This window comes from Draconibacterium sp. IB214405 (genome assembly GCF_033963885.1).
Lineage (GTDB): Bacteria > Bacteroidota > Bacteroidia > Bacteroidales > Prolixibacteraceae > Draconibacterium.
This window is the reverse complement of sequence record NZ_JAXBMA010000004.1, coordinates 560,913-573,744: the sequence shown is the minus strand read 5'-3', so window position 1 is coordinate 573,744 and position 12,832 is coordinate 560,913. Positions and strand designations below refer to the sequence as shown.

Below are 12,832 nucleotides of genomic sequence, written 5' to 3'. Positions count from 1 at the left end.
TCCATACAGTAACACACTTTACCCTGCACTTATATTAAATGGGGCAGATCGTTTTTGAGTCTATTTGAGAAAAATGTCCCATATCGGGAAGCGGCAAATAAAGCTTGGCACGCTTAAGTGTCATATAAACAGGTATTTATAGTTTTTGGTCTAAAGCTTGCTCATTATAACTCGAAATTAGGAAAATAAAAATATAGGGTTTGTATAACAGGGTAGAACGACTTCTAATTTGATTGGTTCTGTATAAAGGGGTTTGTAAATTATCAATCATCATTAAAAAGCGTCCATTAGTTCTACCCTTTCTTTTTGCTTATATTTTAGAATTATGTAAAATAAAATATATTCCCTCTTTAGACAGAGTTCTAAATATTTATTCTTTCCGAATTATAGCAAATGAAAAAAACCGTTCAAAAAATGAACGGTTTTTGTGTTTACAAACCACTTCAAAAAGTGTACTGAAAAAGCAGGACCACTCATCAGTGGAACCACCAACAGTATTTTAAATATTTTATGAAAATTGCGTCCAGCGCCAAAAGTACAATAATATTTTTAACGGATTTAGCCCTGCAATCAGATTAGGAATTATTGACCTACGATGTCAGAAATTATGAATGTTGGTATCAGTATTTAGTACCTTTCAATGCTAAAAGTTTCAGCCAGATCGGTTTTGAGTTGATCCGGTGATGTTTTCTTTAAAAGCATATTTTTACCCCGAACATCATCAGAGAAAATATTTCCCGTAACAGTAATATTCCTGCAATAATCAAAGCTGAAATTGTATTGGCGGTCGTGAAAAGGTTCAAACTCCAAATTTTCGGTGATGGTGTTGTTATTAAAAACAAGTCCGTTAACCGACAATGCATAGATTAACGGAAAGTCAAAAGGATTAAATTGATTACTTACAATACTGATATTTTTATTATAGGGGAGAGACTTTTCGTTAATTTCCGGGATAGTGGGGAAAACGGAAATAACAGCTTCACACAAGTTGTAAGTGCTGGAGTTACAATAGGCTTTAAATGTATTATTGGCTATTGTTACCTCCTTAATAGCCTCTGTTTGATGGCTATTTTTCGGTTCTGCAGTAATAAGAACTGCACTTCCGCTGGTTTCAAAAGTATTGTTCTTAATCTCAACGGTACCGGCCGTTGTTAATACAATTCCGCTGCCCCGGCAACTGTTAAAGTTATTGTTTGCAATAGTAAGTAGTTCAGAGTTTGTATTTATATCATTAAGCTCTCCGTTTGATTTGAAGGTTGAGTTGCCACTAACGATTGCGTCACCCATTAATCCCTGAAATGTACAGTTTTTGATTTCGATATCTCCTTTGCAGTTAGCTAGTTGAAGACCGTTGCTTAAGCCCGAAAAATATCGATTATTAGAGCGATTTGGGATTGCCTGATAGCGATCAATGGTTAAATCGTTACAACGATTTGCAATTATGCCCGGGCCAGCCGAGTGAAATATTCTCAGGTTATTTATTTCAGTATGCTCCGATTGGTGAATAAAAACACCAGCCTGCGATGATACGGAATGCGTCATAACAAGGTAATTCCCAATTTGGGGCTTTCGTTGAAATTCGAAGTGTAGTCTCACAATTCCGGGCATTGTGGGTTCTGCGTGATACAAGTCCCAGTCTTTTCCTAAGCAGGGATTCTCTCCGGTTTGTGGAACGATAAATCGGCCTTTCCGATCAAATTCCAAAGTCCCATTCCATTCATTCGAATTGCCATTGCCTACGTCAAAAAATATTTTCCCTTCAACCAAGCGGTAGGGCGATTCTTTCGGATCTAGTCCGATATCGATGTAATGGTCGGTTACTCTTAGTATTTCGACCTGGGCAACAAAAGGTTGCTCCCAATCGATAATCAGGTTTTTGAGCGTGATATTTTGGCAATTGTCGAAAGTAAAGGGCTGCATTTCCTGATGAAAAATCAAGCGGCTACCGCGACCGTCGATCACCAGATTTTTTATATTCTCAAAATGAAACGCACAAACTTTCGGATTTTTGTTCGTTGTATTTCCCTCAGAATAATCTTTAATGATACATCCATCAGGATAAAAATGGTAAGTGCCGGTGGAGAATACCAAAACCTTTGGTTGGTCTGTTTTTAAATCTTCCAGTGCCTTGTAGAAGTACTTTGTGGCATTCTTTTTCCGGGTTTTGTACAAGCCATAATCTTTAAGAAAAATGTAAGTCGTATCGTTTGGAACTTCCGACGCTGAAGATTGTACGGGCAAAATGAACAGCAACGAAAACAGTATTATGAGGAAACCGGGTTTCATAATAATTGATTTTATTGCAAGATACTATTTTGTGGTTTTTCCTTCGTACATAGAATGGAAAACTTCATCAACAGGTTCCCAAAGTTCTATTTTGTTGTTTTCCGGGTCGAGGATATGGACAAATTTTCCGTATTCGTAGGTTTCAATTTCATCGCAAATTGTTACACCGGCTTCTTTCAATTCGGCCACCAGTTTTTCAATATTTTCAACCCTGTAGTTGATCATAAACTCTTTCTCCGATGGTTCAAAATAATCGGTGTCATCTTTAAACGGACTCCAAACCGAGTAGGCTTTTTCGTCCGGTGAATCCGATTTTCGAAATTCAAAAACTGATCCGTATTCGTTTGTTACTAGTCCAAGATTTTTGTTGTACCAATCCTTCATTTGTTCCGGATCTTTTGTTTTAAAAAAGATTCCGCCAATGCCTGTTACTTTTTTCATTTAATGCGCTTTTTAGTATTGAAAGTAAAATCGTTTTGTTAATGTACTTTACAATTAAAGCAGGGAGCCGGCAAAATGTTTAAACGATGTATTTATTGGTGAGAGGAACGGGTATAAAGGAGGTTTACAGAAGTTGCCCGAGTTCTTTAATTGTATTTAGTTTTATCCAGTTTGGATGTTCTTCCATTTCATCTGTTTTTTCGTGAATCCAGGTTATATGAAATGGAATGTGAATACCAAAACCGCCAAGTTGTACAACCGGCTCGATATCCGACTTGTAGGAGTTTCCGATCATCAGAAAATCTTCGGGATCAATTTCAAGGTGACGGATCAGCTTTTGGTAATCAGCACGTTTTTTATTGCTCATTACTTCCACATGATGAAAGTATTTCTCCAGTTGCGATTTTTGTAGTTTTCGTTCCTGATCAAGTAAATCACCTTTGGTAGCAACAATCAGTTTGTAACCTTTTGCTTTCAGGTATTCCAGTGTTTCAATAATACCATCAAGCAATTCAACCGGCTGATTGATCTGCGTTTTACCCAACTCAATAATTTGCGCCAAAGTTTGTTGCGGCACTTTGTTGCCGGTAATCTTTAGTGCCGTTTCAATCATCGAAAGCACAAAACCTTTGGTGCCGTAACCGTATTCTTCAAGATTTTGCATTTCGGTGGCAAAAAGCACTTCCATAGTTTCATCCGAAGTGCTGTAATCCGATAAGAGAGCGCAAAACTTTTCCTCGGTTTCGCGGAAGAATGTTTCGTTTACCCAGAGGGTGTCGTCGGCATCAAATGCTATTACTTTGAAATTGGTTTTCATTTTTGTTGCTCGCTGATTTTGCTGAATTTACTGACAATTAATTTGTTTTGGCTTTCAGCTATTTGTAAGCATTTGTATTTAGAATTACACTTTTAAAGTGCCAAATTTACCACTGTAATTCCCGCACCACCAAAGTCAACATGCTCATCTTTGTAGCTGCGAACCATTGGTTCCGATCGCAGGTAATCGCGGATACTTTGTTTTAAAATTCCGTGTCCTTTGCCATGTAAGATTCGGAGCTGCCCTGCTTCAAACATAATCGCTTCGTCGATAAATTCGGTAATTTTAGCAATGGCTTCTTCCACACGTTGACCGCGAATATCAATTTCAGGTTTAAAACTCAGGCGACGTTGCGAAAAACTCTCTGTTAAAACAGATGCTCGTCCGCCACGGTTTTTATCCAGTTTTTTCGCCTCATTATTACTGATGCGCTCCAGATTTTTACTTGGCATTGTTGTCATTAGCTGACCAAAAGCAACCACCGCATTTTTTTCGTTAATTTCAATAAGGTCGCCAATGGTGTCTTGTCCTTTTAAACGCACCTTATCGCCGGGGCGCATTTCAATTCGTTTCTCCAGCTTTTCTTTGGTTAAAGGCTTTTTCGACTCATCGGGGCGGTGTTTGTTCCGGTTGTCTTCACGTCGACGCAGTTTCTCCATTTTTTTAGAGATCTGCGAATCGTTGCCCGTAATTTTGCGGTCGATATCTTTTTTCAGATCGCCTAGTTTCGATCGTGCCTCTTTTGTTTTTTCCTTATCGGCCTGTGCTTTTTTAATTTCCTGAATGGTGTTTTCAATCCGTTTGTTCACACCTTTCAGCAAGGCATCGGCTTCTTCTTTTGCTTTTTTCAGTATCTCTTTCCGCTGTTTCTGAATTTCCTGTAATTCCGATTCGTACGTTTCCGCTGTATCATCAAGAATTTTTTCCACTTTGCGGATTTTCATACGCTTGGTTTCCCAATACCGTTTGTCGCGGTTAATTTGCCTTAGGTTTCGATCGAAATCAATATGGTCTTTCCCCACTTTTTCGGTAGCATGTTCCAGAATATCTTCAGGTAATCCAATTTTTCGGGCAATCTCAAAAGCAAATGAACTGCCCGGTTTGCCAATATCCAGTTTAAAAAGCGGATTCATGTGTTGCGAATCGTATAGCATGGCACCGTTTATAATTCCTTCGGCCGACGATGCAAAGTGTTTCAGGTTGGTGTAATGCGTGGTAATTACACCAAATGTGCGAATTTGAGTCAATTTATCGAGAATGGATTCTGCAATGGCGCCGCCTAACATTGGCTCGGTTCCGGTACCAAATTCGTCAATCAGGATCAGCGTTTTTTCGTTGCAGTTGCGCACAAAATGTTTCATGTTCATCAGGTGCGAACTATACGTACTCAGGTCGTTTTCCAACGACTGTTCATCGCCAATATCAATAAAAAGTTGCTCGAAAACTCCTGTGCGGCTAGCTTCGTTAACAGGAATAAGCAAACCACACTGCAGCATGTATTGCAGCAGACCGGTGGTTTTTAAACAAACCGATTTTCCACCGGCATTGGGTCCTGAAATGAGTAGAATATGTTTTTCGTCGGTAAGTTTTATATCGAGCGGAACAATTTTCCGATTCTCTTTTTTTAATGTTTTTAATAGCAACGGGTGAACGGCCTGGTACCACTCTACTATCGGTTCTTCTTTAAATTCCGGTATGATGGCGTCAAATTCAACAGCGAGGAGAGCCTTTGCCCGGATGAAATCCATTTCGCCAAGAAAGTCGTAGGAGTAGGCCAGCTCTTCCAGGTAAGGACGAATGTCGTTAGCAAAATTGGTAAGTATTTTAATAATCTCGCGGCGTTCGGCATATTCCAACTCGCGGATCTCGTTGTTCATTTCCACGATTTCGTTGGGCTCAACATACGATGTTTTTCCGGTGGCCGATTCGTCGTAAACAATACCTTTAAGTTTACGTTTGTTGGCAGCTGCAACAGGAATTACAGCACGTCCGTCACGGATTGAAACCGATGCATCGTCATCCACCCAGCCATCTTTTTGCGCCTGTTTTAAAATGGCGTGCAAACGTTTCGACATGCTCGACTGCATGTTTAAAATACTCCGGCGGGTTTGTGCCAGCTCCGGCGATGCGTTGTCGCGTATCTTCCCAAATTTATTGATGATCACATCAATGCGGTCGTAGATGTATGGGAACACCTGAACCCGCGACGTTTTTTGCTTGAGGATAGGGAAGACCTCGTCTTCTTGTTTCGAAAAGAAATTTACGATGGCACGAACTGATTCCAGCGAACGTTTCAGGTCAAACAATTCTTCGGGTTCGAGGAAACGACCTTCCAACCGAATTTTTTGCAAAGATTCACGTAAATCATAAAAGTGCGTGGCCGGGAAACTATCGAATTCGCGAATGATTCTGCAAAACTCATTCACCTCATTCAGTTGTTGCAAAATGGTATCGTACGACGATTGAAAATGCATTTCCTGCACCCACTCGTTTCCCATCGTGCTAATGCACTTGTTGGAAATCATTTCGCGAATGCGGTCGAAACCAATTTTTGCCTCGAAATTATTTGGATATATGTTTTGCATAGCCTTTTCTTAATCAGCTGCAAAAATAGTGTTAGGAGTTTAGAGTACAAAGTTTTTCACCAGCAGACTTTTGAGAGGCGAATCCAATAGGCTAAATTTCTAATTTACAGCGCTCAAAACCACATGTTTTATTTGCCTGCGATTGTAGGTGTAAGTTATGTGAATTAATCCATCAGTTGTTTGAATGATACACGGATAACTGAATTCTCCTTCCGGTTCATCTTCCAAGTGCATAATGGTATTCCAGATTTTCCCGTCCGCGGAATAATAAAGGTCGAGTTTGTTTCGCCCGGCTTCCCATGAGTTGCCACCTGGCAATGGATTATTGACCAGTAACTTTGCTCCCGATTGTAAAGTGATAGCATCAATACCCGAATTCGGGTGAGGAATGGTAGTTGGTTGAACTTCCGACCATGATTTTCCTTCGTCGTGCGACCAGCTTTCCATAACAACATTTTGATTGCTGCGCAGAAGCGCCTGTATACTTTCATCAGGATAAACAAGTAGCGTTGGTTGAATAACTTTTACTGAATCGGGAGAAGGAATGGTAATTTTTGTCCATGTTTGTCCATTGTCGGTTGATCGTTCAATATGTGCTTTCCAAAGCTCATGGCTTTCTTCAATGCTTGAAGGACTGAGGATAACACCTGAGTTTAGTTGAATCGGTTTATTACGGATAGGACCAAGAATTCCGTTCGGCAGTTTTTCGGGTGCCGACCATGTTTTTCCTTCGTCGTTTGAATGTTCTACCATTCCCCACCAGTCGTTTGGGCTGGGGCCAATTTTATAGAAAAGATCAATCTGCTCGTTTGTGTTTCTAAACAAAACCGGATTCCAGGTTGGGAAATAGGTTGTATCAATTTTCCCATCGGCAACTTTTTGTGGTTTTTGCCATTGTCCGTTTTCAAAGGCAGCGGTGTAAATACTAACCTGGGGATGGCGTTCGTACTGTCCGCCAAAGAACGAAAGGAGAAGCCCGTTTTTCGTTTCAATAATAGTTGATGCGTGGCATTGAGCGTATTGTAAGGTGTCGGAAATGTAGCTTTCAGAGACAAGCGCGAAGTTCGTGTTATTCTCTTGCCGGCACGCAGTAAATACTATAAAAGCAAGGCAAAATAAAATGAATAAATTCTTCATTTTTCAACTGAATGATTAATACTGCTAAGAAAAGAAAAAGATGTCATTCGTTATTTAACAAATGACATCTTTTCTCTGATGTAGACTGCGACGGTTTACAGAAACTATCCTTTTGGAATTTTCTCGCCCGGGAAGCGTTTGCCATATTCCACCCAGAACAATTTCACCTCGCTCTTCATTTCTTTTGAAAGGAAAAGCAGACCGATGAGGTTAGGGATAGTCATAAGTGCAATGGTAATTCCCGAAAGTGTCCAAACAATTGTAGTGTCGGTAAATGATGCCAGGAAAAAGCCGATAACATAAACCAGTCGGTACCAAACAACACCTTTTACGCCAAACAGGTAAGTAACCGCGCGGCCACCGTAGTACGACCAGCTAATGGCTGTTGAAAAGGCAAACATCAGCAGGCCAATCGACACAATGTATTTTCCGTAATCGCCAAACCAGCTACGGGTAAAGGCAATGGTGGTAAGCGGTGCACTGTGCATTAACGATTTTCCTTCTAACGACAGATTCTTTGGATTTGGACTGTTTGGACTTCTGTCAATTTTTCCGCCGGTGATTTTAATTTCACCCGAATAAGGTTGTTTATCCACAAATACGCGAATGTTTTCGGCTACTGAACGGGCATGTAAAATGGTAGGCTGATTGATAATTTCTCCATTTTGTACCTGCAGATTGTCGTTAAACATTGGTAAATCAGCATTTCCAACCAGGTAATCATGTAATTGGTTTACATCGCTTTCGTTTGATTCCGAATAGGTTTCATTAAGCACTACGATATCGGTATTCTGAAAAAGGTTTTGGTGTTTTTCAGTCCATACTCCCGACGATAAAAGTACCAGTCCGGTTAGTGTACAAATGATAATCGTATCGATAAATGGTTCAAGTAATGCAACCAGTCCTTCCGAAACCGGCTCGTGTGCACGCGCAGCGGCGTGGGCAATTGGCGCCGATCCCTGACCAGCTTCGTTCGAGAATAATCCACGGTTAACACCGCGGTTAAAAGCAAAAGCAATACTTCCTCCAAGGAAACCGCCAACGGCAGCCGAACCACTGAAAACATCAGCGAAAATGGCAACAATTGATGGTACAATATTGTCGTAATTGTAGGTGATAACGGCCAGTGCTCCGATAAAATAAATGATGGCCATTAATGGAACCAGTTTCGAAGTAACATTGGCAATACGTTTAATACCACCAACAATTACCAAACCGAGTAACACCGCTAAAAATCCGCCACTTACCATATGGTTGATGCCAAATGTTTCGAACAGCGAATTGGAGATACTGTTAATTTGTGGCAGGTTACCGGTACCAAAAGATGAGAGGATGGTTGCAACGGCAAAAATACCTCCGAGTAGTGTTCCGGTTTTTAAAACCTTATTGTTTTTTAAAGGAATGTTCAAACGTTTTTTCATGAAATACATCGGTCCACCGGCAATCGATCCGTCGGCTGCTTTATCGCGGTATTTGTGCGACAGAGTAACTTCCACAAATTTGGTGGTCATACCCAGAGCAGCCGTTACCAGCATCCAGAAAAGTGCTGCCGGACCGCCCAGGTGAATGGCCAAAGCCACACCGGCAATGTTTCCGGTACCAACAGTTCCTGACAAAGCTGTGGTTAAAGCCTGAAAGTGCGATGTATCACCTTCGTCGCCTTCTTTGTCAAATTTTCCGCTTACAATTCGCAGCGAGTGTTTCAGGTAACGGAACTGTGGAAATTTCAGATAAATGGTAAAAAAGATACCGGTTCCGAGTAATAAAAATACGAACCATTCCGAGCCTCCAATATGGCCGTCGATGGTTGAAAGAATCTCATTGAGCTTGTTCATTATTTGCAGTTTTTTTTATTCGTTGAATTGTTAATTCAAAAGGTGATTAATGAACTTGTATGGCTGAATATTTACCCGGGAACAGGCAGTGTTAGCGCATGCTTGTTTCAAAAATCGAGCTAAAAATAGTAATCCTGTTCAATTTGTTAAAAAATGCAGGTTTTTATTTTTAAAATGTTATTAAATCTTGAGAAATGTCATCTTTTGTGATCGTTTGTCCGGCGAATCGTACTGAACGTAACATTGTTTATTACTTTTTGATTATCCTTTTATGAATACTGGAATTCGATTGGATTTTGTCGTAATTTCGCATTAGCAACTTAAAAACAATTAATCATGCTACCAAAATTTTTATTGGCCGACAATTCAATGGAGACTCCGGATACTATTTTTGTGGTGCACACCGAAACACCGCGTTTTATTGTTGAAGCTGACATTGATGATTTCTGGAATAACCAGGAGATACACTGGATAGATGGAGAACCCGGCGACGAGAATTTGATTTCGGAGTTGGTTGAGGCAGCCGAAGAATTTCTGGAGAAAGAATTCGAGAACGAAGAATTGTTGGCGGAAGAAGACGAGGACTAAAAATCACGTCTTATAGCAGGGCCCGGAAAATCGTTCCGGGTTAAGAAATAAACAAGGAATTGCGATGGCAGCTAATCGTTTATATCGTTCGCACAACAAAGTGTTGGGTGGGGTTTTGGCAGGTATTGCCGAATATTTTTCGGTTGACGTGGTTTTGGTGCGCCTGCTTTATGTTTTGCTATCGCTGTTTTCTGCCGGTTTTCCGGGGTTGTTGGTTTATGTTATTTTTTTGGTTGTAACACCCGAAAAACCTTTTGATCCGTACAATTCGAATCCTAATTTGTAAGCTCTTCAAAAGACAGGTCCATCAGCGGAAAATCTTGCCAACCGTTATAATCAAAATGCCACCATTCAGAACTAATCACTGAAAACCCAAAATGCGACATCACACCAATCAGGATGGAGCGGTTTTGTATCGCTGCATCCGGCAGATTCATGTAATCTGAATGGGCTTTTTCCGAAAAATCATCAAAAGATGTTGGCATTTCAAGTTCTTGTTTTGTATTCAAATTCACCAGCGAAACGTCGACAGCACATCCCCGGTTATGCCGTGATCCGGTTTTCGGGCTGGCTACAAAATCCGGATCAGGATAAACTTCGTAAAACTTAAGTGTGGCAGCATACGGACGGTAAGCGTCGTAGACTTTTAATCCCATATTTAACGATTCCAATGAATCCTGCACCAGTTTTAACGCATCAGCCACTGGTTTCCGGGCGTAAGCTTTGGGCGATCGGTAAATTACTTCTTTTGTGAAATTATCACTAGTTGCGTAACGGATATCCAGCACTACATTTTCAATCGCTGTTTCAAGGTCAATCAGTTCCATTTCCGGATTTCCGGCAACTTGAGTTTTGTATTCTCCCACAGAATTTACTAGTGGCAGATTATGCGGGTTGCGATGTTCGGTTTTGCTGTTTGTAGCGCACGAAAACAGCAGCGCTGCAAGCAATACAACTGGTAATATTTTAATCGTTTTCATAATTTACTCCTGGTCAACTCCTTTTAATGATAACTGAATACGTTTTCGGGCAATATCAACTTCTTTTATCCGCACTTTTATATGCTGATGCAATTTTACAATTTCGTTCGGATCGGAGATAAAACGATAGGCCATTTCAGAAACGTGGATCAATCCGGACTCTTTAATGCCCACATCCACAAATGCACCAAATTTGGTAATGTTATTCACGATCCCGGGAAGTACCATACCAACCTGCAAATCGGTGATGTTAAAAATACCATCGGCAAATTCAAAAACTTTAATTGGTTTTCGGGGATCGCGGCCCGGTTTTAGTAATTCGTTTTTTATATCGGTTAGGGTGGGGAGGCCAACCTCAGCAGTTACGTAATTCTTTAAATCGATTTTAGAAATCAGCTCTTCATTTCTAATTAACTCTTTTACCTCACAGTTCAGGTCTTTCGCAATTTTTGAAACAATTTTATACGATTCGGGGTGTACTCCTGAATTGTCCAATGGATTTTTTGCATCAGGAATACGCAGGAATCCTGCAGCCTGTTCATAGGCTTTCGGACCCATTCGAGGCACTTTTTTTAGTGCATCGCGCGATTCGAACAAACCGTTCTCTTTTCTGTAAGTGGTAATGTTTTCGGCCAGTTGTGGTCCAAGCCCTGAAATATAAGTAAGCAAATGTTTGCTGGCAGTATTTAAGTTTACACCAACGGCGTTCACGCTTAATTCAACTACCGAATCGAGACTGTTTTTAAGGTTTTTCTGATCGACATCGTGCTGATACTGACCAACGCCAATACTTTTAGGATCGATTTTTACCAACTCGGCAAGTGGATCCATTAAACGGCGGCCGATAGAAACGGCTCCACGCACGGTGACATCGTATTGCGGAAATTCCTGGCGGGCCACCGATGAGGCGGAATACACCGAGGCTCCGTCTTCGCTTACCACATAAACACGAACTTCGCGATTGTAGCGCAGCTTTTTTATAAAAGCTTCGGTTTCGCGGCTGGCCGTTCCGTTACCGATGGCAATGGCGTCAATCTGGTACATTTCTACCATGGATGTTACTTTTTTAGCCGCCATCTTTTTTTCTTCCTGCGGTTTGTGCGGGTAAATATTTTCGTTGTGCAAGAGGTTTCCCTGCTCGTCTAAACAAACAACTTTACAACCCGTGCGGTAACCCGGATCGATAGCCAACGTTCGTTTTTGTCCCAACGGAGGAGCAAGTAACAACTGTTTCAGGTTTTCGGTAAAAACATTTATAGCTTCGGTATCAGCTTTTTCTTTCGATAATTTGGCAAATTCTGTTTCAATCGATGGTTGGATGAGGCGTTTCAAACTGTCTTTAACGGCAAGTGCAACCTGCTCCGAGCTGTCGTTATTGCCTTTTACAAAAAAACGTTCCAGATTTTCCAAAACCCGTTCTTCGTTTGGTGTAATTGAAACACGCAGAAAACCTTCGTTTTCGCCACGACGCATGGCAAGTAAACGGTGCGAAGGACATTTTTTCAGCGCTTCGCTCCAGTCGAAATAATCACGAAACTTGGCAGCTTCTTCCTCTTTTCCTTTAATTAGTTTTGAAGTAATATAAGCGCCAAGATCGAATCCTTTACGCACAATATTTCGGGCACGTTCGTTTTCGCTCATCCATTCGGCAATAATATCGCGGGCACCCGAAAGTGCATCCTCAACCGATGGTACTTCGTCGTTTATAAACAGGTTGGCCCGGTATTCCGGATCGCGTTCCATTTGTTTCATTACAATTTTTGCGAGCGGTTCAAGTCCTTTTTCGCGTGCTATGGTAGCTTTTGTCCGGCGTTTTGGTTTGTAGGGTAAATAAATATCTTCCAGTTCTACCGCATCAAAACAATCTTCAATTCTCGATTTTAGTTCAGTAGTTAACTGGCCCTGTTCATCAATGGTTTTCAGGATGGTTTCTTTGCGTTTTTCCAGCTCAACAAACTTTTCATTTTGTTCCTTTATTTGCTGAATCTGTACTTCGTCGAGACTTCCCGTACGCTCTTTTCTGTAACGCGAAATAAATGGAACGGTAGCTCCTTCGTTAAAAAGCTGAATGGTATTAACAACCTGGTGAACTCGTAAATCAAGGTTTTGGGCGATAAGGTTTATTATTTTGTCTTGCATATTTCTTTTTCTAGAAACAGCAAA

10 protein-coding genes are annotated in these 12,832 nt (G+C 40.9%); 2 read left to right on the top strand and 8 right to left on the bottom strand.

Annotation, left to right across the window (positions count from 1 at the left end; genetic code table 11):
* Positions 1–627 precede the first annotated feature (627 nt).
* The 6 genes from SLH46_RS14890 to SLH46_RS14865 form a co-directional block, all read right to left on the bottom strand.
* The gene (locus SLH46_RS14890; RefSeq protein ID WP_320282002.1) at positions 628–2,286 is read right to left on the bottom strand and encodes a right-handed parallel beta-helix repeat-containing protein; all 1,659 of its coding nucleotides are present in this window, start codon (positions 2,284–2,286) and stop codon (positions 628–630) included.
* Between the two features lie 24 nt (positions 2,287–2,310).
* Positions 2,311–2,727: a VOC family protein gene (locus tag SLH46_RS14885; protein ID WP_320282001.1), complete on the bottom strand. Its 417-nt coding sequence runs from the start codon at positions 2,725–2,727 to the stop codon at positions 2,311–2,313.
* Positions 2,728–2,851: 124 nt separating this feature from the next.
* The gene (locus tag SLH46_RS14880; protein ID WP_320282000.1) at positions 2,852–3,544 is read right to left on the bottom strand and encodes an HAD family hydrolase; all 693 of its coding nucleotides are present in this window, start codon (positions 3,542–3,544) and stop codon (positions 2,852–2,854) included.
* Positions 3,545–3,636: 92 nt separating this feature from the next.
* Entirely contained in the window at positions 3,637–6,129 is a 2,493-nt protein-coding gene (locus SLH46_RS14875; protein ID WP_320281999.1) for an endonuclease MutS2, read from the bottom strand.
* A 99-nt stretch (positions 6,130–6,228) separates the two neighbouring features.
* Entirely contained in the window at positions 6,229–7,266 is a 1,038-nt protein-coding gene (locus tag SLH46_RS14870) for a sialidase family protein (RefSeq protein ID WP_320281998.1), read from the bottom strand.
* A gap of 104 nt (positions 7,267–7,370) precedes the next feature.
* On the bottom strand, positions 7,371–9,101 hold the full coding sequence (locus SLH46_RS14865) for an alanine/glycine:cation symporter family protein (protein ID WP_320281997.1): 1,731 nt from the start codon (positions 9,099–9,101) through the stop codon (positions 7,371–7,373).
* A gap of 336 nt (positions 9,102–9,437) precedes the next feature.
* Between SLH46_RS14865 and SLH46_RS14860 the strand changes: the two genes are divergently transcribed.
* A complete protein-coding gene (locus SLH46_RS14860; RefSeq protein WP_320281996.1) occupies positions 9,438–9,689 on the top strand; it encodes a hypothetical protein in 252 nt (83 codons plus the stop codon).
* A 64-nt stretch (positions 9,690–9,753) separates the two neighbouring features.
* A complete protein-coding gene (locus tag SLH46_RS14855) occupies positions 9,754–9,975 on the top strand; it encodes a PspC domain-containing protein (protein ID WP_320281995.1) in 222 nt (73 codons plus the stop codon).
* On the opposite strand, the gene SLH46_RS14850 is transcribed toward SLH46_RS14855, so the two are convergent.
* On the bottom strand, positions 9,965–10,669 hold the full coding sequence (locus SLH46_RS14850) for a M15 family metallopeptidase (RefSeq protein WP_320281994.1): 705 nt from the start codon (positions 10,667–10,669) through the stop codon (positions 9,965–9,967). The two genes, SLH46_RS14855 and SLH46_RS14850, sit on opposite strands and share 11 nt — an antisense overlap.
* Before the next feature lie 3 nt (positions 10,670–10,672).
* Positions 10,673–12,808 carry a Tex family protein gene (locus SLH46_RS14845; protein WP_320281993.1) on the bottom strand — a complete coding sequence of 712 codons (2,136 nt, stop codon included), beginning with the start codon at positions 12,806–12,808 and terminating at the stop codon, positions 10,673–10,675.
* Between the last annotated feature and the right edge of the window lie 24 nt (positions 12,809–12,832).